Source organism: Natronobacterium haloterrestre, assembly GCF_900112205.1.
Taxonomy (GTDB): Archaea; Halobacteriota; Halobacteria; order Halobacteriales; family Natrialbaceae; genus Natronobacterium; species Natronobacterium haloterrestre.
Window position 1 is genome coordinate 793,564 of record NZ_FOKW01000001.1, and the last position, 25,902, is coordinate 819,465.

Below are 25,902 nucleotides of genomic sequence, written 5' to 3' on the forward strand. Positions count from 1 at the left end.
CGTCGCGGCGACTCGCGGTTTCCGGGGCCGCAGCTACTCGAGCCCCCACTCCTCGTCGTCGACGCGTAGCGACGTCAGTTCGTCCCGATCGCCGAGTAGCCGGAAGGAGAACCCGCCGTCGAGGCGAGTTACCTGCAGGTCGAGCGTCGTGACGTCGGCGGTGATTTCCGTGCTCTCGGCGGGATACTCCTCGCGGGAGTCGGGCTGTTCGACGTCGTGCTCGTCGTAGCCGACGTGGGTCGACTCGACGATCAGATCGTCGTCCCCGTACACGTCCGCGTCGATCCCGCCGGCCTCGATCTCGCGCACCTCGAGTCGGTACGTTTCCAGAGACACGTGCGAGGGGACACGGGGTGACGGAATGGCGGTTCGGCTTACATGCGCCGGCGGCGTCGGACTGGCGGCTACTCGGCGTCGTCTCCGTCTTCGGACTCCACCTCGAGCAACCGCTCGTAGGACTCGGGATCCTCGCCGGGCTCGAGTCGCGTCGCCTCGATCCGGACGACGTCCTTGACGGTCCGCGGGCCGGTCAGCCCCGGCGCGACGAACCGCGAGTCGTAGTCCGCCACCGCTCCGAGCGCGTCGCCGTCCCGACCGAACGCGAGCAGTCCGTCCAGGGCGTCCTCGAGGGCGACGCAGGCCCGGTGGCCGTCCGCCGATTCCACGAGGAGGTGCGTCGTCTCGGCGGGAATCGAGGCCGCGGCGGCCGCCTCCGTCTCGAGGACGTCCATGATCGCGACCCCCTGCCAGCGCTCCGTGTAGCGGTCGCCCGTCGAGCAGACGATCTCTATCTCCCGTTCCTGGACGGGGAGGTCCGCGAGCGCTTCGGGGGCCACCGTAGCGGCTCCGTCCCCGAGTATGCGGATCGGTTCGGAGAGCGACGGGCGCAGGTCTGTGTCGGGCATCGGTAGTGACGGTAACCGGTCGTATGGTCGAACAGCGGTCGGGCGAGTCTTGCGTGCCAATGCCCGTAACCATTCCCCCCGGCTCTCGAGTGCTGGGAACCGGCGGCACTCAGACCGAACGCTTTTCAGACCGCGTCGTACGGTCCCAGCCGCGTCCCATCGAGCAGGTACGCTTCCCCGTCGGCGAGGCCCGCCGGAAGGAACGGGGAGAGAAACGACTGGTCCGGCAAGTTCACCCACGTCCCGCCGACCAGATCGTTGAACGCGGGGAGCACGATCACCTGCGGCGGATCGGCGTCGGCATCGCTCGAGAGCCACGGGGCCGGTTCCCTCTCGCCTTCGCCGTCGCCGTACTTCTCGTGTTCGCGAAACGGCGTCGGATCGGCACGCCCGCGCAGCCACGTCCGCTCGACCCGGCTCCCGCCGACCTCGTCCTCGAGGCGCACACAGGGGTGTTCGTGGCCGAGACAGATCGCGTCGACGCCGCTGTCCAGGAGCTCCCGGGCGGGCCAGGTGTGGCCGTGACAGACGCCGAGTCCGCCGATCGCGACCCCCTCGCCCGGAACGACGGAGACCGGCGGGAGGTCGTCGTCGGGATCGTCGGGCCGGGAGAGGGATCGGCCCCCCTCCGGACCGTCGTCGACCAGCCACGTCTCGATCGCTCCGTCGTGGTTCCCCTTGACCACCGTCACCTCGAGCGTCGACGGGAGCGACTCGAAAAGCACCTCGAGTTCGCCCCGCTCCGCGCCGCCGGGGTCGCCGATCGAGTGCATCAGGTCCCCGAGGACGACGAGGCGGTCCGGATCGGTTCGAGCGATCAGGGCCTGAAGCCGCTCGCGGCGCTCGGCGGCGCGGCTGGGGACGTCGACCCCGCGCTCGTACCGGAGGGCGGCCTCGTAGCCGGCGTGGTAGTCGGCGACCAGCAGGAGGCGTTCCCGTCGCGGCTCCGCGGCGTCACCGTCGCTATCGTCGACAGTGACGGTGGCAGTCGCCGCGGGCTCTCCTGGGACGGGTTCGACGCGAACGCCGGCGTCCGGGGCGCGTCCGGGGGGTTGGGGTCGGTCACGGACCATTCGGGTTCGAAACTCGAGCGGTTAGATCGGCTTCAGCGTCTCGTCGTCGGGTTCGTAACACTGGCCGCCCATGAGGGCGTCCTGGATCGCGTCCTCGACGGCGTCCTCGTCGACGCCGACGTCGCCGGCGACGGTCTCGACGAGTTCGTCCCGGTCGGCCCCGTCGCCGTCGTCGAGTTCGCCCATCGTCTCGACGACGTACTCCTCGAGGTCGATCTCGTCGGGATCGATCTCTTCGCCCTCGTCGACGGTCCCTTCGGCAGCCTCGTCTTCGGCAGCCTCGGATCCGTCGGATGCGGCGGGTTCCGTTTCCGTCGTGTCCGGGGCTTCCTCGTCGGGCGCGGACGTGGCCTCCTCGTCGGCGTCGGTTTCGCCTTCGTCCTCGTCGTCCTCGTCGTCCTCGTCGTCCTCGTCCGCGAGTCCCGAGGTCGGTGCAGCCCCGAGGTCGTCTGAGGGGGCGCTTTCGGAAGCCTCGGCCGCTTCGCCCTCGCTCTCGGCTTCGGCGTCCGAGTCGGGCTCCGGCACGTCGATCCCCGCTTCGCCCGGTTCCTCGACTTCGGCGCCCGTCGTGAACTCGGCTCCGAACTCCTCCTCGAGTTGTTCGCGCTCCTCCTCGTCCATCTCGTACATGCCGGCGTCGTCGATGGACGCGGCATCCGCCTCGGAGTCGGCGTCCGTCTCGAGGCTCGAGTCGTCGACTCCTTCGGGTTCCGTGCCGGCGTCTGCCGGATCAGTCCCGCTCGCGCTCGCGTCGGCCGTGGCCTCGAGGGAGTCGTCGGCAGCCGGTTCGCTCTCGCTCGCGGCGGCGTCGTCGCGCTCCCCCTCGCTCGCGCTCGCGTCGGCGGTATCGGGGGAGTCCGCGGTCGTCGCGGCGGCTTCGTCCGGCTCGGCGTCCACGGCGGTCGCCTCCGAATCGTTCGACCCCGTCGCCGTCGCGGTGCCGGCCGCCGAGGCCGTCGCGACGGACTCGGGTTCGGGCGTCGACTCGGCCACTGCTTCGGCGTCGGCGGGCTCGTCAGCATCCGCGTTCGCCTCGACCGCTTCCTCCTCGGCAGCGGACTCGAGGTCGCTCGCGTCCAGCCCCGTCAGGTCGGAAAACGACGCGAGGGTCGCGTCCTCGCGACCCCGGTCGTCCGGACTCGCCTCGAGTGGACCGACCTGATCACGGTCGCCCGCGACGACCTCGACGGCCTCGATGGCCCGGTCGCGAAGGGCAGCGAGGTACGACGGCGTGGTGCCGTAGCGGTCGCGTGCCAGCGGGACGCCGGCGGCGACTCCCGGCTCGACGCCGGCCTCGCGGAGCGCCTCCGCCAACGCGTCGCCGCTCGCGTCCGTCTCGGAAGCGACCGCGTAGGTACCGATCCGCTCGAGGGTCTGCTCGGCCGCGCTGACGACCCAGCGGTCGCGGGTGGCGGCGTCGACCACTGCGACGCTTTCCGGGCGGATCGAGGTGTAGACCTCGTCGCCGTCGTCCGGTTCGAACGTCCGGGCCTTCCCGGTGACCGCGACGAACGCCGGCGGGTCGATGCTCTCGAGGGCGGCGAGTTCGTCGGGCTGGTACTGGCCGGCGTAGACGACGAACGCGCCCGTCGGGTCGACGACGCGGGCCCGGACCATCTCGTCGTTGACGGCCGTGACCTCGGTGAGCGTCCCGACGACGAACAGGCGGTTGATCCGCGCGCCCGTCGGCGAGACGACGTAGTTGGGTGCGCGCTCCTCGTCGCTCTCGGTGTAGGAGACCGACGCGTCGTCGTACTCGGCCGCGAAGAGCCGGTAGGCGATCTCTCGGTTCGGAATCTCGACGTCCTCGTCGTTCGCGCTCATGCTTTCACCTCCTCGCCCTCGCCGTCGTCACCGGCGTCGATCGACTCGAGAAAGGCCCGGGCCCGTCGCTCGGGATCGTCGTCGCTCTCCTCGAAGGTCTCTGCGTCTAAGTTCGCGCCGTACTCGTCGACCGAGAGGTGGCCGCGGACGCGGTACTCGCGGCCGACGATCCGTTCGCGGATCCGGTCGGCGACGACCTCCTGGTCCATCGCCTCGCGGGCCTGCTCCAGGGCGTCCTCGAGGGTGCCGCCGTAGACGTCCTCGGTGAGTTCGTCGTCGAGGACGGCAGTGAGAGCGCCCGTGCCGTCGTCGACGATCGCTTTCACCCGGAGGTCGTCGATCCCGTCGACGTCGCCGTGCGTGCGGCACTGGCCCTTCTGGATGACGCGGTAACACTCCGGACAGCGCTGGATGAGTCCGGAGCCGTCCCGGACCGCGATGACGTTGCCGACGACCTCGACGTCGTAGATGCCGCCGGTGCGGACGGCCTCGCCGACGTCCATCGTCGTCGTGTCGGCGCCGACGTCGACCTCGCGGTCGAGTTCGGTCACCGTCGAGAACTCCGAGACGTTGACCTCGGGGACGCCGCGGAACTCCTGGACGTAGGCGTTCTCGATGCGGACCGCGTTCCCCGCCTCGATCTCGGGTGCGGGCTCCCAGTTCGTGAACGGCAGGCGGCCGCTCTCGTCGCCGAAGACGCCGCTCAGGATCTCCGTCTCCCCGTCGCGGCCGTCGATCGTTCGGCGCTCGCACTCGACGACGGCGACCTCGACGTTGACGGCGCGGTCGCCGGTCCGCAGGTCGGCGAGGTCGGCGTCGCCGCCGACCTCGTACGGGACCTCGAGCGACCCCTCCTCGAACGACAGCGAGGTACTCTCGCCGAGGTTGAGTTCGGGTTCGCCGTCCCACTCGCGGACGGAGGCGTTGCCCGCGGTGACGGTGTCGCCCGGCGAGAGACCGAAGTCCTCCCAGGCAGTGTAGTCGACGACGCCGGTGTCGTCGGCGAGTCGACCCTCGACGATGACGTGGTCGTCGCCCTGGTAACGGATCGACCGCTTGCCGGCCGTGAGGACGACGCCCGTCACCGTGACGCTGCCGTCCTCGGGCGAGATATCGGCGATGTCTTTCGATTCGGGCGCGCCGCCGCCACCGGAGCCGTCGCCGTACTTCCGCCGGAGGCTCCCTTTGGCCTCGTCGATCGGAACGCTGTACTCCACTAAGTTTTGCAGGTCGGACTTGACCTCCTCTTTGTCGACGCCGAGGTCGGAGGCGAGTTCCTCGGCATGATCTTCGAGTTCCATTCGGTTTCATTTCGTGTGGCGGATTTAAAAGCGTTCCCGGAGCCCGGTGAAAGTGATCGCCACGGGCGGCCTCGAGGCCCCGAACCGGTCGCGACGTTCCCGGCTTTAACACGGCCGCGCTCGTAGGCCGCGCCATGATCCCTCACTCGCGGAGCCGCGAGTCCCCGTTTCGCTTCGAGTACGACCCCGCGACGATCGGCTTCGGCCCGGGTTGCGTCGACGACCTCGCGGCCGAACTCGAGCGCCTGGGTCGCGAACGGGCGCTCGTCGTCTGCGGGTCGACGGTCGGTTCCACGCCTGCCGTGATCGACCCCGTGACCGCCGGCCTCGGCGACCGGCTGGCCGGCGTCTTCGACGAGACGACCCCGGAGAAACGGCTCGAGACGGCACTGGACGGCCGGGACCGGCTCGAGGACGGGAACGCCGATGCGCTCGTGAGCCTCGGCGGCGGCAGCAGCATCGACGTCGCGAAGGCGATCAGCACGCTCGCGGCGAGCGACCGCACCCGCGAGGAGGCTGCCGCGGAGTTCGCCGAAACGGGAACGCTCGCGGTTCCCGACGATCCGGTGCCGATCGTCGCCGTCCCGACGACCCTCGCGGGCGCGGACCTCTCGCAGGGCGCCGGCCTCGCCGCGTCGCCGGCGTCCGGCCTCGTCGACGAGGGGGTCGGCGGCGGCCTCTCGGATCCCGAACTGATGCCCGCCGCGGCCTACTACGACCCGGAACTCCTCGCGACGACGCCCGAGTCCGTCCTGACGGGTTCGGCGATGAACGGCTTCGACAAGGGCCTCGAGACGATCTACGCCGCGAACGCGACGCCGATCACCGACGCGACGGCCGCCCGCGGCCTCGCCGCTCTCGAGTCGAACCTGCGTGCATACGGGCGGGGAGAACGGGACCTCGAGACGTACGAGGGGCTGCTCGAGGGGATCGTCCTCGTCCAGTACGGCATCTCCCGCCCCGGCGGGACGACGCTGTCGATCGTCCACGCGTTCGGCCACGGGCTGACCCGCGGGTACGAGGTGCAACAGGGGGTCGCCCACGCGGTCGTCGTCCCGCACGTCCTCGAGTACCTCTTCGAGCGGGACGGCGTCGACGCCCGGGTCGACGTCCTCGCGGACGCGCTCGGCGTCGAGGACGCGAGTCGGACGGGCGACGCCGTCGTCGAGACCGTAACCGAGGTCCGGGACGCGCTCGGACTGCCCTCGCGGCTTCGGGACGTCGACGGCCCGGAACCCGACGCGTTCGAGGACGTCGCGGAAGCCATCCTCGCCGACGGGTTCATGGCGAACGCGCCGCCGGGCCTGGAGCCGTCGGTCGCGGAGATCGAAGGGGTGCTCGAGGCGGCCTGGTGACGCTGCTCGGGGCGACGCGTTCGAGGCGACAGCGGTTACTCGAGGTCGACCGCGGACGGGGGCTCGACACCCCGTTCGGGCGGGGCCAACCCCTCGTGGAGCGGCGACACCAGTCGGAGGAGGTAAATCGCGATCACCGTTCCGCCCGCCGCCAGGAGGAAGGCAACGATCGACGGGGTCGCCGGCAGGCCCTCGAGGACGGACAGTCCGAACCCACCACCGGCCAGTGACAGCGCCATCCAGAAATGCAAGTCCGGAACCCGGGAGACGATCGCGTCCCGGTAGTAGGTCGCATAGAGGAACCCGGCGAAGAGACCGAGTCCCGCGGCGATCCAGGGTCGGAGGGGTGGTCCCTCCGTGCCGGGGTTGACCCCGGTGGTCGACCCTGGCAACGCCATGCCCGGCCGAACGTGGGCGAGCCAGGCGAACACAGGGACGGCGACGGCAAGTACCAGTAGCTCGGCCGAACGGCCGTCGAAGATCGTCCAGCCGTTACCGCCATCGTCACCGTCACGAATCCCCTCGAGCACGGAGCCGATCATACGGTCGAGTAGCACCCACCAGGGGTTGAAAATTACTGATGCATTCCGGAACGTCTCGGACGGTGACTGCGGCCGGGCGAAGGAGAGCGTCGTACGGGTCACCGTCCGCCAGTTCCGGCGCAACCCCGACCCGGGCGGCGGGTGCGCCGTGACATCGGGACAGCGATCCGTCTCAGTCCTCCGCCCAGTAGTACAGGTCCTCCCGAGGCGCACCACAGTCCGGACACTCCGCTGGGAGTTCGTCTTCTATCCGGCCCAGTTCGCCACACTCCCAGCAGCGCCACATGACGTAGTCCTTCCCGGTGATGTCGCGCGCCTCGCCGAGGGTCTTCTCGGGGGACGCCTCCGGCGCGAGGACGTAGAACCCGTCGTCGTCGACGCCCCTGACGGTCCCGAGTTCGTTGCCGTCCGCGTCGTAGATCGGCTGTCCGACGTCGACGCCCGCGTACAGCCGCTGGTCGTTGCTCACGGTGGACCACCACTGTGGTACTACGACACAAAGAGAGTAAAAGCTAACACGCCGGACCGTCGTGGCTCACTCCGCCTCGGCGCGTTCGTCCTCTTCGACGTAGGACGGCCGCTCGGCGTACTCGATCGGATCCCGGACGCCGATCCGCTGGAACGCCTGCAACCGATACGCGCACGCGTCGCAGGTCCCACAGGCCGGTTCGTTCTCGCGGTAACAGCTCCAGGTGTGTTCGTAGGGCACCTCGAGTTGCTCGCCGCGGCGAGCGATGTCGGTCTTCGAGTGCTCGACGAACGGCGCCTCGATCGAGATTTCGGTCTCGGGTTTCGTCCCGACGTCGACCACGTTCTCGAAGGCCTCGAAGAACTCGGGGCGGCAGTCCGGATACCCCGAGAAGTCCTCGCTGTGTGCGCCGATGAAAACCGCGTCGCAGTCGTTTGCCTCCGCGTAGGAAACGGCCATCGCGAGCAGGTTCGCGTTCCGGAAGGGGACGTACGACGAGGGGATCTCGTCGCTGTCCATGTCCGCGTCCGCGACGTCCATGTCCTCGTCGGTGAGGCTCGAGGCGCCGATCGCCGCGAGGTGACCGGTCTCGATCCGCAGGAAGTCCGCGACGTCGACCTCGTCCGCGAGTCGGCGGGCACACTCGAGTTCGCGGTCCTCGGTGCGCTGGCCGTAGGAGGTGTGCAGGGCGTAGATCTCGTAGCCCCGGTCACGAGCCTCGTAGGCGGCGGTGGCGCTGTCCATGCCGCCGGAGAGGAGGACGACGGCACGCTTTGCGTCGGTTCCGTTCGATGCGTCTTCGTCGGTCGCGGTAGGTTCGGTCTCGGTCATTGATCGTGATCGTGATCGTGATCGGTCGGGTTCAGGTCTCCGGCGCGTCGTTCCACAGGTCCACGTGCAGCCGCGGCGTGTACCGGAAGCCGTACTCCATCGCCAGCTCCGCGGTCCGGTTGCGGGTCTCCGCGAGGCGTTCGCGGGTCGCTCCCTCGGGCATCAGGAGGACGTCCTCGTCGCGAACGGGGACGTCGGCGACCCCGCGCAGGTCCTCGAGCAACTCGAGAATTTCCGGCATATCGTCGTCGTCGGTGACGACGAACTTCAGCTGGAAGGGGTACGCCTCGACGAGCGCGGAAAGCGATTCGAGGTCGATCCGCGCGTCCTCGTGGCGCTTCTCCCACTCGCCCTCGTCCTGGGATTCGTTCGGGATCTCGTCTCTCGGGTCCCGCTCGGGCGTGGGCGTGCTGCTCTCGAGTTTCGGGCTGATGGAGACGAGGTCGATCGGCGCGTCCCGATGGATCGTCCCGTTGGTCTCGACGGTGGTGTGGTACCCCCGGTCGTCGAGGCGCTCGAGCAGGGCGACGCTCTCCCCGTGGAGCAGGGGCTCGCCCCCGGTGAGCACGACGTGGTCGGCGTCGCGGGCCTCGATCTCGGCGACGATCTCCTCGAGGGTCATCCGGGCGTGGGTCGGCTCCCAGGAGGTATGATAGGAGTCACAGAACCAGCACCGGAGGTTACAGCCGCTCGTTCGGACGAACGTGGAGGGGACGCCGGCGAGGGTCCCCTCCCCCTGCAGGGAGTAGAACAGTTCGTTGATCGGGAGCGTGGGGCCGTCTCCGTCGGGGCCCTCGGTCGTGTCTCCGCGCTCGCCGGTCCCCGTCGACTCCGCGTCGACCGAATCCGATACCGGCATCTCAGAACCCGCTGCCCCCACAGAGTTCGCTCGTTTCGCTCACCCGCACCGCCACGTCGGTGACGGTGTCGGGAAGGGCCGCCTCGAGTTTCTCCTCGAGGAGGGCGCTCATCACCTCGGCCGTCGGCGGATGCTCGAGGACGACGACGCCGTCGCCGTCGCCCGCGGCCTCGAAGGCCTCGACCAGCGGGTCACCGGCCTCGAGCAGGAACACGTGGTCCCACTCCTCGATGACGCCGGTGATCTCGCCCTTGTCGGCGATCCATCCCTCCTCGGTCAGTTCGCCCTCGACGGTGACGGCGATTTGGTAGTTGTGGCCGTGGGGCCGAGAACACTTCCCGTCGTGGTGGAGCAGGCGATGGCCCGTGCTGATCCGGATCGGCCGCTCGTGGCCGACCCTGAGGACCCGCCGATCCCCGACGAGGTCCCCGGTTCCCGTGTCGGACGACTTCTCGCGCTCGAGGCGACCCGCTGTCTCGGTCATACTCGGATATTCTTCCGAGAATACTTAAGGATGATCGAACGAGTCGAGGAGCCGGGACCGACCGGGGGGTCCCTACCCGACACTCACCAGACACTCACCCGACACTCGAGGGGTCGAGATCGCCGCGGGAGGAAAACCGGGAACTCGAACCGGAAGACGTGCCGCTCTCGAAGCCGGGAACGCGACCGTCCCTCCGTCCACCCCCGCCGAAAAGTCGTGACCGGCGATCAGTCGTCGAGTTGATCCTGCAGCCGGTTTTTCGCCTCTGTACGCCGTTTCTTCGAACACTCGGGGGCGTCGTCCGAGAAGTCGATCTCGATCTCGTCTAACGTCCGCCGGTAGATGTTCGTGCGCCGTCCCTTCTCGGAGAGCCGTCGGCCTTCACAGGTCAACAGTCCCGCGTCTACGAGTTCCTCGATCCGCCGATAACAGGTCGCGATCGGGATCTCGACGTCCTCGCTGAGCGCCTGTGCGGACTTCGGCGTCCCCGCCGCACAGAGGATTTCCGCGCTGTACTTGTTTCCGAGGGCGGACAACACCGTGGCCGAGTCCACCTCGTCCGATTCCGTCCGACTACGTGACATCGTCACTCCGTTTCTAGTTATCAAGATTGAATCTTGTGGTTAGTGAACTGTCGCTTCGGTACGATACTGACGGCGAGTGACATAATCGGGACGAGACGCATTTGGGGGTCCGGCCCGAACGGGTCGGTATGAACGTCGCGGTCGTCACTGTCGGAGACGAACTGCTCGCGGGGCAAACGACGAACACGAACGCCACCTGGCTCTGCGAGCGGTTCGACCGCCGCGGGGTCGACGTCGAGCGGGTCACGACGGTTCCGGACCGGGTCACCGACATCGCCCGCGTCGTCAACGAGTACCGCGCCGAGTACGACGCCGTCGTCGTCACCGGCGGCGTCGGCCCGACCCACGACGACGTCACGATGGACGGGGTCGCCGCCGCGCTCGGCCGTCCGCTCGAGGAACACGAAACCGCACTCGCCTGGCTCGAGGAAGAAGGGTACTCCCGGTCGGATCTGACGGCGGGGACGGCCGACCTCCCGGCGGGCGCGCGGGCACTGCACAACGAGGTCGGCGTCGCGCCCGGCGCGGCCGTCGAAGGCATCTACGTCCTGCCCGGGGTCCCCGCGGAAATGCGCGCGATGTTCGAGTCGATCGAGGAGGAGTTTTCCGGGACGGAGACCCACCGCGAGGGCGTCGTTGCGGACGAACCCGAGAGCGCGCTGCTGGACCGCCTCGAGACGCTTCGCGAGCGGTTCGACGTTTCGGTCGGCAGCTATCCCGGAGAGTCGGTCCGCATCGAGATCAAGGGCAGCGAGGAGTCGACGGTGTGCGAAGCCGCAGACTGGCTGCGCGAACGGGTCGAGACTCCGGAGCCGAATCCGGAGTCCCCCTCGACGACCGACGCGTCGGACTAGCGGTAGAGGTAGACCAGCCAGACGATCGTTACCAGCAATCCGAGGATGAGCGCCCCCCAGCCGACGACGTCCATCGGGAGCACCGGTTCCGACTCCAGCACGGCCTGCGTGAGTTCGTTCATGATCGGCGATCCGTACCCATTCCCCTTAGTTTTTCAGAAAAGCCGCGGTGGTGAGGTCGCCGACTCGAGGCTGCCGGACCGTCGGCGCGGCGAACCCGCACACTCACGTACGGCCGACGGCAACGTAGCGGCATGGAGGCTCTCGGCGTCGTCGTCAACCCGATCGCCGGCATGGGCGGTCGGGTCGGGCTGAAAGGAACCGACGGAAAAGTCGAGGAGGCACGCCGACGCGGCGCACAGCCGCGCGCTCCGGAACGCGCCCGTGCGGCGTTGCGCTCGCTTCGGAACCGCGACCCCGACACCGCCGTCTACACGGCCGCGGGAGTCATGGGCGAGCGCGCCGCTCGAGACGCGGGGTTCGATCCGGTCGTGGTCTACGACCCGGCCGACAGCGACGACCACACGGGGGCGGATCCCGCGCGTCCGTCCGATCCAGCCGAGGCGGAGACGGCCGCGACCGACACCCGCCGGGCCGTCCGGGCCGTCCTCGAGCACGACGTCGACCTCGTGCTGTTCGTCGGCGGGGACGGAACGGCCGTCGACGTCGCGGAGACCCTCGAGCGCGTCGAGGGCGACGCGGACGACCGGACTCCAGTTTTGGGGGTCCCCGCGGGCGTCAAGATCTACTCCTCCGTCTTCGCCGTCACGCCCGAGGACGCCGGTCGGATCGCCGCCGAGTTCGACCGCGTCGCCGCTCGCGAGGTCAACGACATCGACGAGGATGCCTACCGCGAGGGCGAGGTCCGCGCGGAACTCCGGGCGGTCGTCCCCGTCCCCGTCGCCGACGACGTGCAGTCGAGCAAGCAACTCGCGAGCGGGAGCGTCGACTCGCTGGCTGCGGGGTTCGCCCGCGAGGTCGAACCGGGCCGGACGTACGTCTTCGGCCCCGGCAGTACTGTCGGCGCGATCGAGGAGGAACTGGGCCTCGAGCCGTCGCCGCTTGGCGTGGACGTGTGGCGGGCGGGAGACGACGACGACCGTGGCACCCTCCTCGCCCGCGACGCCGCCGAAGCGGAGATCCTCGAAGTCCTCGAGGACCCGGTGACGATCGTCGTCTCGCCGATCGGAGGCCAGGGGTTCGTTTTCGGCCGCGGGAACCACCAGATCTCGCCGCCGGTGATCCGGCGGGCCGACGAGATCGAGATCGTCGCCTCTGCCGAGAAGTTGGACGGTATCGACGCGCTGCACGTCGATACCGACGACGACGACCTCGACGAGGAACTCCGGGGATGGACCCGGGTCCGAACGGGACGATTCACGACCCGACTGGTCAACGTCGCCTGAAAATATAAGGACGGGAAATACACAGCGGCGAGCAGGGCCTGTATAATCACGAGTGGAAATATAAGGGTGGTATAGTCAAGATTAAGGTCGCGCCACGCTATACCCATGCGTATGGAAACGCGGAAAGTGCAGCGACTCGGGCCGTCGACGCTGGCGATGACCCTCCCCGCCGAGTGGGCGAGCGAACACGCCGTCGAAAAGGGCGACGAGGTCTCCCTGCGGACCAGCGGGAAGGGGACCTTGACGGTGATGCCCGAGTCGGCGAACTCCGAGGAGACGGAAGCGATCGTCCACGCGGACGACCTGAGTGCCACCGCCGTCGAGCGGGCGATCGTCGCCCAGTACGTCCTCGGTCGCCGGGTCATTCGCGTCGAGCGAGCGGAAGGGGCCCTCGAGTCCGATCACATCAACGCCGTCTACCAGGCCGAAACGCAACTGATGGGGCTCGGGGTCATCGAGGAGACCCCGGAAAGCATCTCGATCCGCTGTTCGGTCGACCCCGAGGATTTCACGCTCCACAATCTGCTCGAGCGACTGGAGCGAACCGGCCAGACGATGCGCAGCGAGGCGATCAAGGCACTGGCACACGGCAACCCCGACCTCGCCCAGCGGGCGCTGAACCGGGAACGACAGGCCAACAAGATCTTCGTGTTGCTCCTGCGGCTGATCTTTACGGCCTACCAGAACCCCAACCTGGCCCGCGCGGTCGGGCTCAACACCGGGTTCCCGCTGATCGGCTACCGCTCGATCGCCAAGAACCTCGAACTGACGGCGGACAACGCCGAGGACATCGCCGACATCGTCATCGAAACCGAGGGCCACTCGCTGGACGTCGACAGTTCCGTGATGCGGGACATCCGCGAACTGAACGAACTCGTCGACGAAATCACCTCGCTGGCGGTCGAAGCGGCGGTCGAACGCGACTACGACAAGTCCAACGAGGTCCGTGAACTGTTCCAGGAGAGCGCCGACCGCGAGAAGGAGATCCTCGCGGAACTGCCGGAGATGTCCAACGAGGAACTGCTGCGCGTGCGGGAAGTGCTGGTTAGCCTCCAGCAGACCGCCGAGTACGCGATGCGAAACGCCGAGATCGCGGCCAACCTCGCGCTGAACGAGGAGTCGGTCCACACGACGATCAACTGATCCGCACGAGCGTCGACTCGACGGATCCCGTCGAGCGGGATGTCTTCGGTCCGAGGACCGGCCCGTACCGAGCGTTCACCCAGGGCAAAACGAATGCAATTAAGACACCGCGCTCACAACCCCCGAGCATGGCTACGGAAACGGAGTCGACGACGGACAAGGGCGTTGGAATAGCGCTTGCACTCGGCGCGGCCGCGACGCTCGGGGCGCTCGTAATGCTGACTGGCGCGCCGGAACTCGACGCGGCCTGGGGCTTTGCGGCTGCGGTCCTCTTTAGCTCGTTGGCGGTCGTCGGGATCCACCTCTGGGACTGACGAGCGGGCGATCGAAACGGCGCTTTTTGCCGACTCGGCCGATTCTGGCCGTTAAGAGTTAAGGCCGCCGATCCCCTAGGTCACGTACGGACGATGACCGACTATTCCGACGAAGAGCAGCGGATCCTCTCGTATCTCCGCGAGAGCGCCGCCCGGGGCGAGCAGTACTTCCGGGCGAAAAACATCGCGGAAGCGATCGGCCTCTCGTCGAAACAGGTTGGCGCACGCCTTCCCCACATCGCGGAGAAATCCGACGAGGTCGACATCGAGAAGTGGGGACGGGCTCGGTCGACGACCTGGAAAGTCACCCTCAGTTGACCGGCGCAGTCGACCCGGTCGACCCCGGCCCACTCCACGGTCTTTTTACCGGTGAGCAACCGACGTAGTGACATGACTGTACGGGTCGATCGGTCGTTCGAGCTGTCGGCGACCCCCGAGGAAGTCTGGGAGTTCATCGCCGACCCGGAAAACCGCGCTCGAGCGATCAGCGTCGTGCGCGAGTACACCGCCAACGATCCGGAGGGGCGACGGGTCACCTGGCACGTCGAGCTTCCGATCCCGCTCGTACGCCGAACGACGACCGTCGAGACGGAGGATCTCACGCGTCGGCCGCCGGAGTACGTCAAATTCGTCGGGAAGTCGAAAGTGATGCGGGTCACCGGCGAACACGAGGTCGTACAGACCGACACCGGCACCCGGCTCGAGAACCACTTCGTGGTCGACGGCAAACTCCCCGGCGTCGAGAAGTTCTTCAAGCGGAACCTCGACGAGGAGATCGAGAACCTCCGCCGGGAACTCGAGCGGTATCTGGAGACGATACAATAAGCATACGCTATGACGAGGGACACCGACACCGACACCGACATCGATCCAGTCACGGCCGCCAACACCGACGACAGCACGCTAACCGTCGCTCTCGCCCAGATCCGCGTCGAGTCCGGAGCCATCGACCGCAACCTGGATCGCGCCCTCGAAGCGATCGAGGCGGCCGCCGCTCGAGGCGCGGATCTGGTTGCGCTCCCCGAACTGTTCAACGTCGGCTACTTCGCGTTCGACCGCTACGAGGAGTTCGCGGAGCCGTTCGCCGGCCACACCTTCACCCAGCTGCGGGAGGCGGCCGCCGACCACGGGATCGCCGTCCTCGCGGGGACCATCGTCGAGGACCTCGCGGCGACGGAGACGGTCCCGACGCCGGCCGACGAGGGTCTCGCCAACACCGCCGCGCTGTTCGACGCCGACGGCGACCGGCAACTCGTCTATCGCAAGCACCACCTGTTCGGGTACGAATCCGCCGAATCGGAGCTGCTGGTCCCCGGCGAGCGCATCGATACGGCCTCGATCGGCGGGGTCGGGATCGGCGTGACGACCTGCTACGACCTCCGGTTTCCGGAACTGTACCGGCGGCTGGTCGACTCGGAGCCCGGTGCCGACCTGCTGCTCGTCCCGAGCGCGTGGCCCTATCCACGCGTCGAACACTGGGAAACCCTCTCGCGTGCGCGAGCGATCGAGAACCAGTGTTACGTCGCCACGATAAACGGCAGCGGCGAGTTCCCAGACGCCGACGCGACGCTGTTCGGCCGATCGACCGTCCACGACCCGTGGGGCGTCTCGCTGGCCTCGAGCGGCGACGAACCGGCGCTGGTCACGGCCGAGGTCGATCCTGCCCGAGTCGCCGACGTGCGCGAGGAGTTCCCGGCGCTACACGACAGGCGACTGTAGACTGTCGGCACCGACGGATGCGACACGGTGCCGCCGGCTACCGCTACCGCTGACTTTTTGTTCGCCCACACCTTTGGTCGGAGTGCCGGTAGGGACGCTTTTCACGTCGCAACCGGCATTGCGCGTCGCTCCGGCTTCGATCCGATCCGGCCCGGCCCGTCGACGCTCGTTTCCCGGGAACGAGCGTCCTCACCCGTCTCCTCGTTTCGACCTCGACTCCGACCGACCTCGTCCCGTCCTCAGTTCGTCCGTTTCGTCGCCGTTCCGAACCGGCTAGTCGTCGGCTCGGTCGGTCCGTCCCCCTCGTTTGCCCCGGATCGACCGATTTCGGCCGTCCGGAAGGAGAACCGTGAACCGTCTCGGGGTCAAGCCCCGAGGCACTCGGCCTGCTCAGCCTGTAGAGCCAGCCCCAGGCGACGCTCGAGCCAGCAGCTACGAGACGGCGTCTCCCAGTACCGCGAAAAATCGCAGAGTCGGAACTCGAGGCGACCGCCGACGCTCAGTCGTCTTTCGTGATGATGTCCGCCGAGAGGCCCTGGGCCATCTCGATCTCCTTCGAGTTGTTCATCGTCCAGGCGGTGCGCTCGGTGACGGCTTCGATCGCCTCGCGGGCGCTCGGGTAGCCGTTGCCGGACTTCTTGACGCCGCCGAACGGCAACTGGACCTCCGCGCCGATACACGGCAGGTTCGCGTACGCCAGCCCGAGGTCGGCGTGGTCGCGGAAGTAGTTGATCTGGCGGTAGTCCTCGGAGATGACCGCGCCGGCCAGCCCGTAGGGCGTGTCGTTGTGGATCTCGACGGCGTCTTCGATGTCACCCGAGTACTCGAGCAGGGCGACGTGGGGGCCGAAACACTCCTCTTTCAGGCAGCGCAGGTCGGTGTCGTAGTCGATCTCGTAGACGAACGGGCCGACCCAGTGGCCCTCGGCGTGGCCCTCGGGGATCTCGTCGTCCTCGAGTTCGAACCGGTCGACCAGCACGTTCGCACCCTCCTCGCGGGCGAGTTCGTTGTGCTTGCGGATCTTCTCGACGTGGTCGGCCTCGATGGCCGGGCCCATGAACGTGTCCTCCTCGAGGGGGTCCCCGACGGCGATGTCCTCGGCGATGTCGACGAACCGTTCCTTGAACTCGTCGTAGACGTCCTCGTGGACGATCAGCCGCTCGGAGGAGACACAGCGCTGGCCGGTCGTCTTGAAACTCGACATCACGGCGGAGTGGACGGCGATGTCGAGGTCCGCCTCCTCGGTGATGACGATGCCGTTCTTGCCGCCCATCTCACAGGCCGCGAGCTTGCCGGGTTCGCCGCCGACCTTGCTTGCGATCTCGTGGCCGACTTCCGCGGAGCCGGTAAAGAGGACGGTGTCGACGCGGCCGTCGTCGCTGATCGCGGCGCCGGCGTCGCCGAAGCCCTGGACCATGTTGAAGACGCCGTCGGGGATGCCGGCGTCCTCCATCATCTCGGCGATGATCTGGCCACACCACGGCGTCTGCTCGGCGGGCTTCCAGACGACCGTGTTCCCCTCGACCAGCGCGATGGCCATGTGCCAGAACGGGATCGCGACCGGGAAGTTCCAGGGGGTAATACAGCCGACGACGCCGCGGGGCTTGCGGCGCATGTAGGCGTCCTTGCTGCCGACTTCGCTCGGGACGACGTCGCCGTGGGGGTGGCGGGCGTTGCCCGCGGCCCACTCGACCATGTGCCAGGCCTCGGTGACGTCGGCTTTCCCTTCGGAGATCTCCTTGCCACACTCCCTGGAGACGATCTCGCCGAGTTCCTCGTGGCGCTCGCGCAGTTCGTGGTAGATGTCCCACAGGTACTCCGCGCGGTCGATGTAAGACAGTTCGCGCCACTCCTCGAAGGCGTCTTCCGCGGCCTCGAGGGCGGCGTCGACGTCGTCTTCGGTGCCGCGGTGGAACTCCGCGAGCGTTTCGCCCGTCGCGGGGCTCTCGCTCTCGAAGGTTTCGGAGCCGCTGCCTTCGGTCCACTCGCCGCCGATGTAATGCTGATGTGTTTGCGTTCCGGCTTGCTGCGACATGGTTCGTCATTACTCCCTGATCTCATGTAAGCCCCACCGATCATGGTCGCCCCGACCGAGTTATTTTCGGGACGGCGGAGCGCTAACGCATTGGTCGGGTGGTGGCTTATGGTCTCCGTCTCGAGGAATACGAACGAATGATTCCCCCTATCGCGAGCAAATTCGTCGCGGGTGAGACGTCCGCCGAGGCCATCGAACACGTCCGGGCGCTCAACGAGCGCGACGTCGCCGGTATCCTCAATCTGCTCGGCGAGCACTACGACGACCCCGCCAACGCGGCGGCGGACAAGCGGTCCTATCTCGAGTTGATCGACGACATCGGCCGCTCGGACGTCGACGCTTGCGTCTCCGTCAAACCATCCCAGATCGGGCTCGACGTCGGCGCGGACACGTTCGCTGAGAACCTCACCGAGATCGCCGACCGCGGTGCCGAACGGGACGTCTTCGTCTGGGTCGACATGGAGGATCACACGACGACCGACGCTACCCTCGACGCTTACGAGGAGCTCGTCCACGAACATGGGGGCGGCATGGGGCTGTGCCTCCAGGCCAACCTCGAGCGGACCCGCGAGGACCTCGAGCGGCTGGCCGACGCCCCGGGCAAGGTCCGGATCGTCAAGGGGGCCTACGACGAACCCGCCTCCGTCGCCTACACCGACAAGGACCGAGTCGACGAGAACTACCGGGACCTCATCGAGTACATGTTCGAGGCGTTCGACGACGGGGTCGCGGTCGGCAGCCACGATCCGGAGTTCGTCTCGCTCGCCCGGGAGCTCCACCGGGAACACGGGACGCCCTACGAGATCCAGATGCTGATGAGCGTCCGGACCGACGCCCAGTACGAACTGGCCGCCGACGGCGTCGACGTCTACCAGTACATTCCCTACGGAAACAAGTGGTTCTCGTACTTCTACCGGCGAGTTCGCGAGCGCAAGGAGAACCTGCTGTTCGCGCTGCGGGCGATCCTGAGCTGAGCTGGGCTGATCGGAGTTCAGGGCTCAAGGTTCAAATATCAAATATCAAGGATCGAGCAGCTTGGATTCCGCTCTCCGCAAGTGCTCGAGCAACGTCGACTTCGCGACGTCCAGTTCGTCGGCCAGTTCTCGAGTCGTAATCTCGCGGGGCCACTCGTAATAGCCCGCGTCGCGGGCGTGTTCGAACACTTCACGCTGGCTCGTCGTCAGCGTATCCAGCCGTTGCTCACGGGTCGACCGATCGGGGGCCTCCGAGGTCGTGATCGAGGTGATCGTCACCTCCGCGCCGGACTGTTCGCGCACGTCGTCCAGCGACTCCTCGATCGCGGACCGGTCGCCGGCGAAACAGAGGTTCCACTCCTCGCTCCCGTCTTCGATGTGGACCGGCGCGCTGTGGACGAATCCGTTCTCGAGCAGCGTCGGACACACCATCTCGGTGGGATCGTACTCGAGGAAGAACTCGCGGACGACGTTACCGGGCGCGTTGCGGGCACGACCGAACCGTTCCTGGAGTTCGAACACCTCCCCGGAGTGGTCCGACTCGCGGATCGCGTCCAGAAGCTGCTCGACCTCCGCTGAGGTGTCGCCGAAGGCGGTAAACAGGCCCTTGACGGTGTTTGGGCTCTCGCCCTCCGTGGTCGGCGAGTTGTAGACTGCATGAGCGAGCACGCCGCCCCCCGTTCGATCGGTCGCCTCGATCGCCCAGCAGTTCGGGTGCCACAGATCGAGGGTCAACCGAACGCTCGAGAGCTCGCCCTGAAGACTCATGTGTAGCCATGTCTCAACGCCGGGCTTCTATGTTGCGCTTTCGAAGCGGTCGTCCACCGAACGCCGCCTTCGACTGATATTCGTGCAGGAAAGGGCCGGGGACGTGGCATCTCACCCACCGACCCGCGGGCGGATCAAACGATCAGGCTCTCGAGGTCCCTGGGGTAGTCGGTCAGCGTCTCGGTTCCGTCCTCGGTAACCACCACGGTATCGGAGTGGCGGAAGCCGCCGACGTCCGGAACGTAGAACCCCGGCTCGACGGTGAACAGTTCGCCCGGTCGGATCTCGCCTTCCTGGTCGACGTCGAGGTATGGCCGCTCGTGGCCTTCCATACCGATGTTGTGACCGACGTGGTGCTGAGTGTACTCCGTGACCCCCTGCTCTTCGTAGTAGTCGACGACAGCTTCCTCGACGGCGGCGTACTCGACGCCCGGACCGATCGCATCGATCGCGATCTCCTGGGACTCCTTCATGATCTCGAAGTACTCCCGCTTCTCGTCGGACACCTCGGCGACGAACATCGTCCGCTCGAGTTCGGTCGTGTAGCCGCCGACGGACGGCTTGACGATGGTGACGATATTGTCGCCGCGTTCGATCCGCGTCGTCTGGTCCATGCTGTGGGGCAGTTCAGTCACGTCACCGGTCGTGAACAGACACTGCATCGGGTTCGCCCACGACCGGATCTCGTAGCGGTCTCCGAGCGCGTCGAGCATCGGCTTGACGGCCTCGGCTTCGACCTCCGCACGAACTTCGATCGGCCGTCGGCCCGGTTCGATCCGTTCCTGGAGGAGCCGATGACCGAGGTTGGCCCAGACGCTTGCCTCCCGGATCAGATCGATCTCGGAATCGCTTTTCGTCTCACGCATCTCCGTGATGTACGCCTCGACGCCGACCTCCGCGTCCACCAGTTCCGAGAGTGCGGGGCCTGTGTACCCGTTTCGGGCCGGACTGCCGTCGGAGTCGACCGCGATCGAGCCCTCCGCCAGCCCCAGTCGGTCGCACATCTCCGCGACCCGTTCCATCGGATCGCCCTGGGGGTACTCGAAGTAGGTCGTCACCTCGTCGATCAGGAACTCCTCGCGTTCGGCGTGTTCCCGCTCGAGTCTGGGGACGACCGCCTCGATTCGCCCGTCGGCGATCCCCAGCGCGACCGGCCGTTCGGTCGGGAGGTGGTACATTCCGCTGGCGTAGTGGATGTTCAACGCGCCGAAGAGCACGAGACCGTCGTAGCCGTCCCCGTCGGCACGCTCGAGCAAGTCTCGCGTTCGCCGCCGGTGTTCGGTCTCGGGGATCGAAAGCTCCGTCATGGATCGACACAGGCGGGCTGCCCGTTTAAAACGGAACCCGACCACGGCCGGGCACACTACGTGTTTACTACACGTAATTATCGACCGGGAACGATCGGTTGGACGGGTATTTAAGAACGGAGTTTTAGAATCCGGTACCATGGCAGTCGAAGCCGACGTGACGTTGCTCTATATCGTCGCCGGGTATCTGGCCGTGATGCTCGGCGTCGGCGTCTGGGCGTACGGACAGACGAACACCGCCGAGGACTTCATGGTCGCCGGTCGAAGCCTCGGGACGGCGGTCATCGCCGGCACCTTGCTCGCGACGTGGATGGGCTCCGGGACGGTGACCGGCGGCGCGAACTCGGTCGCGTACGACAACGGGCTGATTCCGGCCATCCTGTTCGGTACCGCCGCGCTCATCGGTATCGGCATTCTGAAGGCCCTCGCCCCACGGATCCGCGGGTTCGACAAGCTGACGATCCCCGAGATGATCGAGGCGGAACTCGGGAACGAGGGACGGATCATCAGCCTGCTCGTGATCGCCTTCGCCTACGTCGGGATCGTCTCCTACCAGTTCATCGGCCTCGGCTACGTGTTGAACGTCACCACCGGCATCCCGGTCTCGCAGGGGACCCTGATCGGGACCGCCGTCATCATCGCGCTGGCAGCGATGGGCGGCCTGATGTCCGTCGCCTACACGGACGCGATCAGCGCCTTCCTGATGCTCGTCGGCCTCGTAATCGCGGTTCCGTTCGTCGTCCTCGAGGCCGGCGGCTGGTCCGAGATCACCGCGAGCGTCCCCGAGACCCACCTCGACGTCCTCGGCGACCTCTCCGCCCTCGAGTTCTTCGCCCTCTGGGCCCCGCCGCTGCTGTTGATCCTGGCCGACCAGAACATGTACCAGCGTATCATCGCCGGGGAGACCGACGAAGGGACCGACGCGGGACTGGTCGCCTGGTTCGTCGGCGTCGTCGCGACGATGACGCTCGTCCCCATCATCGCGTTCGCCTCCCGGGCGATGTTCCCCGACCTCGACCCCGGAATGGCCCTGATCGCGACGACGACGGAGCTGCCAACCTGGGTCGGCGGGATCCTGCTCGCTGCCGCCGCCGCGTTCATCATCACTACTGGGAGTTCCTACCTGCTGTCGGCCTGTACGAACCTCTCACAGGACCTCTACAGGGGCCTCATCAACCCGGACGCCTCCGACCAGCAGGTCTTCTGGCTGACCCGCGCGTTCGTGGTGGTCCTCGGGGTCTTCGCGTTCGTCCTTGGGCAGGAGTTCCCGACGATCCTCGAGGTCCAGATGTACTCCTACACGGCCTACGGTGCGGCGATCACGCCCGCCCTGCTCGCGATCTTCCTGATGCGCGAGCGCCTGACCAAACTGGGCGGCCTGGCGGGGATGATCGTCGGCGCGTTACTCGCGATCACGTGGGACACGGTCCTCGCCAGTCCGTACGGGCTGGATGCGGTGATCGTCGCGGCCCCGGTCGCCGGACTTCTCATCGTCCTTGTTAGCACCCTCACGGACGGCGAATCGGCCCCGAGGCCGAGTCAGGCTTGAGGATCTGAGCGGCCGAGCGGCTGAGCGGCCGAGCGGGTGAGCGGCTGCGCGGCTGAGCGGTAGCGGCCACCCCCTCAGTAGCCACCCAGTTCGGCAGCCTTCTCCAGTTCGCTGCGCAGTTGCGTCGAATCGAACTCGTGATCCGGCCGCAGTCGGACGAAATCCAGGAACCGGCGGGCCGCGAGCAGTTCCGACGGCCCGTAGACGCCGGCCGCCGCCTCGACCGCCCGTCGTGCACCGATACGGGGCTCCAGGACGGCGAGCGCACAGGCGAGGTCGTAGGCCGTCGTCTCCGGGACGCGATCCTCGTGGACGCTCGTGGCGTCGATGAAGTAGAGTTCGCCGTCGGAAATGAGGATGTTCTCCGCGCGCAAGTCGCCGTGGGCGAGTCCGTGGTCGTGCAGCGTCGTGAGCATGTCGAACAGTTCCCCCGCCCGCTCGGCGACGACCTCGTCGGAAACCGTTCCGAACGACTCGAACTCCGGTAAGTACTCCAGAACGAGCACGCCAAGCCCGTTGATCTCGAAGGCCTCGATCGGTTGCGGGGCGTTGATGCCGATCTCGCGCATCCGCTGGGTGGCCTCGTACTCGTGTTCGACCATTTCCCGCGGTGTATCGAATCGATCGAAGAAGCCGCCGGTTCCGGAAGAGACGGCTCCGAAGTTCCGGCCGGTAGTAAGGAGCGCGTGGACGAGCGCGTTCTGCCGGGAGACGATCTTGACGAACCACTCGTCGTCGATGACACAGGGGGTCGATAGCCAGTTGTCGGCCTCGAGGAACTCGACGCGAACGGTCTCGCGGTCGTGTCGGTCCGCCAGCGTGTGGATGACCCGCTCGATGCGGTCCCACTCGACAGTGCCGCGGACGAGCTGGCGGAGATCCATACGGAAAACAGAGGCCCCTGGAGGTTAAATGCGTCTCGAACTGTCGACGGCGGGAGATATCTCGCGGCGGATACGAGCGCCGTGGGCCTCCAGGGCTGCCGACCGGAACCGGTCCCGACCGCAGGAACGTCAGAGCAGTATTATTTTCAACCGTGCAACGATACTGCTGGTATATGGATGCTATCGACGATCTCGGAGACGCGATCGACGTTACGCGGGACCTCCTGTTGCCCGTCCGCGTCGGACTGTGGCTCAAACTCGCGGTCGTCGCGTTCTTCGTCGGCGGAAACACGGGGCTCGGCGGCGGTAGCGGCGTGCCGTCCGGTGACTTCGAACCGACCGTTCAGGAACCCGGCGTCGACGCTCCCGTCGGAGAACTGCCCGACGACGTGCTCGCGATCGCCGCGATTCTGGTCGTCGCAGCGATCGTCCTGTGGCTGGTGTTTTCCCTGATCAGTGCGATCATGGAGTTCGTCTTCCTCGAGTCGCTACGCTCCGGGGAGGTCCGGATCCGGCGGTTCGGCGGGGCGAACCTCGGCCGGGGCCTGCGACTGTTCGGCTTCCGCCTCGTCGCCGGCCTCGTCCTGCTAGTTGTGATCGGCGTGCCGCTGGCGTACGTCTTGCTCGGCGCTCCGTCCCCCGAGGCAGTGATCGGCGAACTCCTCGGAATCGTCCTCCTCGGGATCGTCCTGGGGCTCGTCTACACCATCGTGATGCGCTTTACCTCCGAGTTCGTCGCGCCGGTGATGCTGCTCGAGGAGCGGGGCGTCCTCTCGGCGTGGAGCCGGTTCTGGGGTCCTCTCACGTCGAATCTCGGCGAGTACGCGGTCTATCTGGTGCTCGTCTGGATTCTCGGGATCGTCGTCAACATCGCCGCGGGCTTTCTGATCCTGTTTGCGGCGATCGTCGTCCTCATCCCGTTCGGGATCGTGGGGTTCCTGTTGGTCTCGCTTGGCGACGTCGGCGTGTGGCTCGCGGTACCGGTCGTTGTGCTCGCGGTGCTCGCCGTACTGCTGGTCGTCGCGATCGTCCAGATGCCGATTCGGACGTACTTCCAGTACTATGCGCTGTTGCTGCTCGGCGACACCGATGCGGATCTCGATCTGATCCCGGAACGTCGTGCCGCGGCCCGCGAGGGTGACCGTGGGGGAACCGGCGGCCCCGGCGCCGTCAGTTCCTCGGACTCCGGTCCCGACGACGGCTCGGACTCGGACACACCGGTCGGTCGCTGGGGTCGCGATTCCCGGGACGATGGTTCGGTCGAGGAGACGCCGCTCTGGGATCGGGAAGACGGTGAGGAAAGCGACCGCGATGACGACGATCGCGGCTGGTAGCCGCGCTTTCCCGCCGCGGTAGCGACTCGAGGTTCTTCGCAGGACGCGATTCGACGACCGGTTCTCCACGGGAAAATCGCTCGAGGGAACCCCCTCGACCTGTGAACACAGCCCACGTCGAATGTTGTCGGTGCGTTTATTTCTCGGCCCGGCAAGTATTGCGTATGGACTTCGAGCTGTCCGACGAGCATCGGATGATCCAGGAGACCGTCCGAGACTTCTGCGAAACCGAAATCGAGCCGATCGCCCAGGAGATCGAGGAAGAACACCGGTTCCCGGCGGAAATCTTCGATCAACTTGCCGACCTGGACATGATGGGCGTCCCCATCTCCGAGGAGTACGGCGGCCTCGGCGGCGACACCCTCATGTACTCGCTGGTCGCCGAGGAGATCGGGCGCGTTTCGGGTTCGGTCGGGCTCTCCTACGTCGCACACATCTCGCTTGCCTCGAAGCCGATCGAACTCTTCGGCACCGAAGAGCAAAAGGAGCGATGGCTCCGGCCGCTGGCCGAGGGCGAACACATGGGCGGCTGGGCGCTGACGGAACCCGGCAGCGGTTCCGACGCCTCCGACATGGATACCACCGCCGAGAAACGGGAGGCAAGCGATTCGGAACAGGGCGGCGTAGCCGCGGAGAAAGACGGCGACGAGTGGGTCCTCAACGGCACCAAGCAGTTCATCACGAACGCCAGCGAGGCGGGCTCGGTGCTCGTCAAGGCCGTCACCGACCCCGACGCCGGCTACGGCGGCATCTCGACGTTCATCGTCGATCCACGCGAGGACGACGGCTTCGAGGTGACGACGGTCTGGGACAAGATGGGGCTGAACGCCTCCCCCACCTGCGAAATCCAACTCGAGAACGTCCGCTTGCCCGAAGACCGTCTCCTCGGGGAGGAAGGGGACGGCTGGGAGCAGACGAAAAAGACCCTCGACGGCGGCCGGATCTCGATCGCCGCCCTCTCGACCGGACTCGCCCAGGGTGCATACGATCACGCCAAAGAGTACAGCCAGGAACGCGAGCAGTTCGGCCAGCCCATTTCGGAGTTCGACGCTATCCGGGACAAACTCGTCGACATGCATCGCAAGATCGAGCGCGCCCGACTGCTGACCCACCAGGCCGCCACGACGTACGACCAGGGCGAACCCGTCACGCGGGAGTCCGCGCTGGCGAAACTCGACGCGAGCGAAGCGGCCCGCGAGGTCGCGGAGGACGCGGTCCAGGTACTCGGCGGCTACGGCTACACGACGGACTTCGCGCCCCAGCGGTTCTACCGCGACGCCAAACTCATGGAGATCGGCGAAGGGACGAGCGAGATCCAGCACCTCGTGATCGGGCGGGAACTGGGACTGTAATCCCGCGCGATCCTCGAGTCGGCTCCCACATCGCCT

General features: G+C 67.1%; 28 protein-coding genes. 12 read left to right on the plus strand and 16 right to left on the minus strand.

Going from position 1 to position 25,902, the window contains the following annotated elements:
• Positions 1 to 33 precede the first annotated feature (33 nt).
• The 5 genes from BM113_RS03780 to BM113_RS03800 all read right to left on the minus strand — a co-directional run bounded on the left by BM113_RS03780 (position 34) and on the right by BM113_RS03800 (position 5,103).
• Positions 34 to 336, minus strand: coding sequence for a hypothetical protein (locus BM113_RS03780; protein WP_089785450.1), 303 nt, complete (start codon positions 334 to 336; stop codon positions 34 to 36).
• 68 nt (positions 337 to 404) lie between these two features.
• A complete protein-coding gene (locus BM113_RS03785) occupies positions 405 to 905 on the minus strand; it encodes a molybdopterin-dependent oxidoreductase (protein WP_089785452.1) in 501 nt (166 codons plus the stop codon).
• 125 nt (positions 906 to 1,030) lie between these two features.
• Positions 1,031 to 1,978, minus strand: coding sequence for a metallophosphoesterase (locus tag BM113_RS03790; RefSeq protein ID WP_089785454.1), 948 nt, complete (start codon positions 1,976 to 1,978; stop codon positions 1,031 to 1,033).
• Positions 1,979 to 1,999: 21 nt separating this feature from the next.
• Positions 2,000 to 3,802 carry an RPA family protein gene (locus BM113_RS03795; protein ID WP_089785455.1) on the minus strand — a complete coding sequence of 601 codons (1,803 nt, stop codon included), beginning with the start codon at positions 3,800 to 3,802 and terminating at the stop codon, positions 2,000 to 2,002.
• Complete coding sequence (locus BM113_RS03800; protein WP_089785457.1) at positions 3,799 to 5,103, minus strand: Single-stranded DNA binding protein; 1,305 nt, start codon at positions 5,101 to 5,103, stop codon at positions 3,799 to 3,801. The genes BM113_RS03795 and BM113_RS03800 overlap by 4 nt, the downstream gene beginning before the upstream one ends.
• Before the next feature lie 134 nt (positions 5,104 to 5,237).
• Between BM113_RS03800 and BM113_RS03805 the strand changes: the two genes are divergently transcribed.
• Positions 5,238 to 6,458 (plus strand): iron-containing alcohol dehydrogenase family protein, encoded by a 1,221-nt coding sequence (locus BM113_RS03805; protein WP_089785459.1) that lies wholly within the window; start codon positions 5,238 to 5,240, stop codon positions 6,456 to 6,458.
• A gap of 35 nt (positions 6,459 to 6,493) precedes the next feature.
• Here BM113_RS03805 and BM113_RS03810 read toward each other — a convergent pair whose 3' ends face one another.
• The 6 genes from BM113_RS03810 to BM113_RS03835 form a co-directional block, all read right to left on the minus strand.
• Positions 6,494 to 7,000 (minus strand): hypothetical protein, encoded by a 507-nt coding sequence (locus BM113_RS03810; RefSeq protein WP_245757964.1) that lies wholly within the window; start codon positions 6,998 to 7,000, stop codon positions 6,494 to 6,496.
• A gap of 172 nt (positions 7,001 to 7,172) precedes the next feature.
• Positions 7,173 to 7,469 (minus strand): DUF7130 family rubredoxin-like protein, encoded by a 297-nt coding sequence (locus BM113_RS03815; protein WP_089785461.1) that lies wholly within the window; start codon positions 7,467 to 7,469, stop codon positions 7,173 to 7,175.
• A gap of 66 nt (positions 7,470 to 7,535) precedes the next feature.
• Entirely contained in the window at positions 7,536 to 8,300 is a 765-nt protein-coding gene (queC, locus tag BM113_RS03820) for a 7-cyano-7-deazaguanine synthase QueC (protein WP_089785462.1), read from the minus strand.
• 31 nt (positions 8,301 to 8,331) lie between these two features.
• Positions 8,332 to 9,159: a 7-carboxy-7-deazaguanine synthase QueE gene (locus BM113_RS03825; RefSeq protein WP_089785464.1), complete on the minus strand. Its 828-nt coding sequence runs from the start codon at positions 9,157 to 9,159 to the stop codon at positions 8,332 to 8,334.
• A 1-nt stretch (position 9,160) separates the two neighbouring features.
• Positions 9,161 to 9,643, minus strand: coding sequence for a 6-pyruvoyl trahydropterin synthase family protein (locus tag BM113_RS03830; RefSeq protein WP_089785466.1), 483 nt, complete (start codon positions 9,641 to 9,643; stop codon positions 9,161 to 9,163).
• A gap of 227 nt (positions 9,644 to 9,870) precedes the next feature.
• On the minus strand, positions 9,871 to 10,227 hold the full coding sequence (locus BM113_RS03835) for a winged helix-turn-helix domain-containing protein (RefSeq protein WP_089785468.1): 357 nt from the start codon (positions 10,225 to 10,227) through the stop codon (positions 9,871 to 9,873).
• Between the two features lie 128 nt (positions 10,228 to 10,355).
• Here BM113_RS03835 and BM113_RS03840 point away from each other — a divergent pair, with 128 nt between their 5' ends.
• Positions 10,356 to 11,081, plus strand: coding sequence for a competence/damage-inducible protein A (locus BM113_RS03840; protein WP_089785470.1), 726 nt, complete (start codon positions 10,356 to 10,358; stop codon positions 11,079 to 11,081).
• On the opposite strand, the gene BM113_RS22830 is transcribed toward BM113_RS03840, so the two are convergent.
• Entirely contained in the window at positions 11,078 to 11,203 is a 126-nt protein-coding gene (locus BM113_RS22830) for a hypothetical protein (RefSeq protein WP_007140574.1), read from the minus strand. The genes BM113_RS03840 and BM113_RS22830 overlap by 4 nt on opposite strands.
• 132 nt (positions 11,204 to 11,335) lie before the next feature.
• Between BM113_RS22830 and BM113_RS03845 the strand changes: the two genes are divergently transcribed.
• The 6 genes from BM113_RS03845 to BM113_RS03870 all read left to right on the plus strand — a co-directional run bounded on the left by BM113_RS03845 (position 11,336) and on the right by BM113_RS03870 (position 15,663).
• On the plus strand, positions 11,336 to 12,487 hold the full coding sequence (locus BM113_RS03845) for an ATP-NAD kinase family protein (protein WP_089785472.1): 1,152 nt from the start codon (positions 11,336 to 11,338) through the stop codon (positions 12,485 to 12,487).
• Between the two features lie 111 nt (positions 12,488 to 12,598).
• Positions 12,599 to 13,630 (plus strand): phosphate uptake regulator PhoU, encoded by a 1,032-nt coding sequence (locus BM113_RS03850; protein WP_089785473.1) that lies wholly within the window; start codon positions 12,599 to 12,601, stop codon positions 13,628 to 13,630.
• 128 nt (positions 13,631 to 13,758) lie between these two features.
• Complete coding sequence (locus BM113_RS03855) at positions 13,759 to 13,944, plus strand: DUF7525 family protein (protein WP_007140577.1); 186 nt, start codon at positions 13,759 to 13,761, stop codon at positions 13,942 to 13,944.
• A gap of 93 nt (positions 13,945 to 14,037) precedes the next feature.
• On the plus strand, positions 14,038 to 14,262 hold the full coding sequence (locus tag BM113_RS03860; RefSeq protein ID WP_089785475.1) for a DUF7123 family protein: 225 nt from the start codon (positions 14,038 to 14,040) through the stop codon (positions 14,260 to 14,262).
• Between the two features lie 72 nt (positions 14,263 to 14,334).
• Positions 14,335 to 14,769 (plus strand): SRPBCC family protein, encoded by a 435-nt coding sequence (locus BM113_RS03865; RefSeq protein WP_089785477.1) that lies wholly within the window; start codon positions 14,335 to 14,337, stop codon positions 14,767 to 14,769.
• Positions 14,770 to 14,778: 9 nt separating this feature from the next.
• On the plus strand, positions 14,779 to 15,663 hold the full coding sequence (locus BM113_RS03870) for a nitrilase-related carbon-nitrogen hydrolase (RefSeq protein ID WP_089785478.1): 885 nt from the start codon (positions 14,779 to 14,781) through the stop codon (positions 15,661 to 15,663).
• A gap of 499 nt (positions 15,664 to 16,162) precedes the next feature.
• On the opposite strand, the gene BM113_RS03875 is transcribed toward BM113_RS03870, so the two are convergent.
• On the minus strand, positions 16,163 to 17,698 hold the full coding sequence (locus BM113_RS03875; protein WP_089785480.1) for an aldehyde dehydrogenase family protein: 1,536 nt from the start codon (positions 17,696 to 17,698) through the stop codon (positions 16,163 to 16,165).
• A 137-nt stretch (positions 17,699 to 17,835) separates the two neighbouring features.
• Here BM113_RS03875 and BM113_RS03880 point away from each other — a divergent pair, with 137 nt between their 5' ends.
• On the plus strand, positions 17,836 to 18,672 hold the full coding sequence (locus BM113_RS03880; protein WP_089785481.1) for a proline dehydrogenase family protein: 837 nt from the start codon (positions 17,836 to 17,838) through the stop codon (positions 18,670 to 18,672).
• Positions 18,673 to 18,717: 45 nt separating this feature from the next.
• Here BM113_RS03880 and BM113_RS03885 read toward each other — a convergent pair whose 3' ends face one another.
• Positions 18,718 to 19,440 (minus strand): helix-turn-helix domain-containing protein, encoded by a 723-nt coding sequence (locus BM113_RS03885; RefSeq protein ID WP_089785483.1) that lies wholly within the window; start codon positions 19,438 to 19,440, stop codon positions 18,718 to 18,720.
• Positions 19,441 to 19,574: 134 nt separating this feature from the next.
• Positions 19,575 to 20,747, minus strand: coding sequence for a M24 family metallopeptidase (locus BM113_RS03890; protein ID WP_089785485.1), 1,173 nt, complete (start codon positions 20,745 to 20,747; stop codon positions 19,575 to 19,577).
• Between the two features lie 139 nt (positions 20,748 to 20,886).
• Between BM113_RS03890 and BM113_RS03895 the strand changes: the two genes are divergently transcribed.
• Positions 20,887 to 22,296 carry a sodium:solute symporter family protein gene (locus BM113_RS03895; protein WP_089785486.1) on the plus strand — a complete coding sequence of 470 codons (1,410 nt, stop codon included), beginning with the start codon at positions 20,887 to 20,889 and terminating at the stop codon, positions 22,294 to 22,296.
• A gap of 74 nt (positions 22,297 to 22,370) precedes the next feature.
• Here BM113_RS03895 and BM113_RS03900 read toward each other — a convergent pair whose 3' ends face one another.
• Positions 22,371 to 23,180 carry an RIO1 family regulatory kinase/ATPase domain-containing protein gene (locus tag BM113_RS03900; RefSeq protein WP_089785488.1) on the minus strand — a complete coding sequence of 270 codons (810 nt, stop codon included), beginning with the start codon at positions 23,178 to 23,180 and terminating at the stop codon, positions 22,371 to 22,373.
• Positions 23,181 to 23,353: 173 nt separating this feature from the next.
• On the opposite strand from BM113_RS03900, the gene BM113_RS03905 reads away from it, so the two are divergent.
• On the plus strand, positions 23,354 to 24,514 hold the full coding sequence (locus tag BM113_RS03905) for a DUF7544 domain-containing protein (RefSeq protein WP_089785490.1): 1,161 nt from the start codon (positions 23,354 to 23,356) through the stop codon (positions 24,512 to 24,514).
• Between the two features lie 164 nt (positions 24,515 to 24,678).
• Complete coding sequence (locus BM113_RS03910) at positions 24,679 to 25,866, plus strand: acyl-CoA dehydrogenase family protein (protein ID WP_089785492.1); 1,188 nt, start codon at positions 24,679 to 24,681, stop codon at positions 25,864 to 25,866.
• The last annotated feature ends 36 nt before the right edge of the window (positions 25,867 to 25,902 follow it).

Bases quoted from the DNA above. Each gene is read 5' to 3' on its own strand.
- BM113_RS03785 (WP_089785452.1), bottom strand. From the start codon at position 905: ATGCCCGACACAGACCTGCGCCCGTCGCTCTCCGAACCGATCCGCATA.
- BM113_RS03790 (WP_089785454.1), bottom strand. From the start codon at position 1,978: ATGGTCCGTGACCGACCCCAACCCCCCGGACGCGCCCCGGACGCCGGC.
- BM113_RS03795 (WP_089785455.1), bottom strand. From the start codon at position 3,802: ATGAGCGCGAACGACGAGGACGTCGAGATTCCGAACCGAGAGATCGCC.
- BM113_RS03800 (WP_089785457.1), bottom strand. From the start codon at position 5,103: ATGGAACTCGAAGATCATGCCGAGGAACTCGCCTCCGACCTCGGCGTC.
- BM113_RS03805 (WP_089785459.1), top strand. From the start codon at position 5,238: ATGATCCCTCACTCGCGGAGCCGCGAGTCCCCGTTTCGCTTCGAGTAC.
- BM113_RS03810 (WP_245757964.1), bottom strand. From the start codon at position 7,000: ATGATCGGCTCCGTGCTCGAGGGGATTCGTGACGGTGACGATGGCGGT.
- queC (WP_089785462.1), bottom strand. From the start codon at position 8,300: ATGACCGAGACCGAACCTACCGCGACCGACGAAGACGCATCGAACGGA.
- BM113_RS03825 (WP_089785464.1), bottom strand. From the start codon at position 9,159: ATGCCGGTATCGGATTCGGTCGACGCGGAGTCGACGGGGACCGGCGAG.
- BM113_RS03830 (WP_089785466.1), bottom strand. From the start codon at position 9,643: ATGACCGAGACAGCGGGTCGCCTCGAGCGCGAGAAGTCGTCCGACACG.
- BM113_RS03835 (WP_089785468.1), bottom strand. From the start codon at position 10,227: ATGTCACGTAGTCGGACGGAATCGGACGAGGTGGACTCGGCCACGGTG.
- BM113_RS03840 (WP_089785470.1), top strand. From the start codon at position 10,356: ATGAACGTCGCGGTCGTCACTGTCGGAGACGAACTGCTCGCGGGGCAA.
- BM113_RS22830 (WP_007140574.1), bottom strand. From the start codon at position 11,203: ATGAACGAACTCACGCAGGCCGTGCTGGAGTCGGAACCGGTGCTCCCG.
- BM113_RS03845 (WP_089785472.1), top strand. From the start codon at position 11,336: ATGGAGGCTCTCGGCGTCGTCGTCAACCCGATCGCCGGCATGGGCGGT.
- BM113_RS03850 (WP_089785473.1), top strand. From the start codon at position 12,599: ATGGAAACGCGGAAAGTGCAGCGACTCGGGCCGTCGACGCTGGCGATG.
- BM113_RS03855 (WP_007140577.1), top strand. From the start codon at position 13,759: ATGGCTACGGAAACGGAGTCGACGACGGACAAGGGCGTTGGAATAGCG.
- BM113_RS03860 (WP_089785475.1), top strand. From the start codon at position 14,038: ATGACCGACTATTCCGACGAAGAGCAGCGGATCCTCTCGTATCTCCGC.
- BM113_RS03865 (WP_089785477.1), top strand. From the start codon at position 14,335: ATGACTGTACGGGTCGATCGGTCGTTCGAGCTGTCGGCGACCCCCGAG.
- BM113_RS03870 (WP_089785478.1), top strand. From the start codon at position 14,779: ATGACGAGGGACACCGACACCGACACCGACATCGATCCAGTCACGGCC.
- BM113_RS03875 (WP_089785480.1), bottom strand. From the start codon at position 17,698: ATGTCGCAGCAAGCCGGAACGCAAACACATCAGCATTACATCGGCGGC.
- BM113_RS03880 (WP_089785481.1), top strand. From the start codon at position 17,836: ATGATTCCCCCTATCGCGAGCAAATTCGTCGCGGGTGAGACGTCCGCC.
- BM113_RS03885 (WP_089785483.1), bottom strand. From the start codon at position 19,440: ATGAGTCTTCAGGGCGAGCTCTCGAGCGTTCGGTTGACCCTCGATCTG.
- BM113_RS03890 (WP_089785485.1), bottom strand. From the start codon at position 20,747: ATGACGGAGCTTTCGATCCCCGAGACCGAACACCGGCGGCGAACGCGA.
- BM113_RS03895 (WP_089785486.1), top strand. From the start codon at position 20,887: ATGGCAGTCGAAGCCGACGTGACGTTGCTCTATATCGTCGCCGGGTAT.
- BM113_RS03900 (WP_089785488.1), bottom strand. From the start codon at position 23,180: ATGGATCTCCGCCAGCTCGTCCGCGGCACTGTCGAGTGGGACCGCATC.
- BM113_RS03905 (WP_089785490.1), top strand. From the start codon at position 23,354: ATGGATGCTATCGACGATCTCGGAGACGCGATCGACGTTACGCGGGAC.
- BM113_RS03910 (WP_089785492.1), top strand. From the start codon at position 24,679: ATGGACTTCGAGCTGTCCGACGAGCATCGGATGATCCAGGAGACCGTC.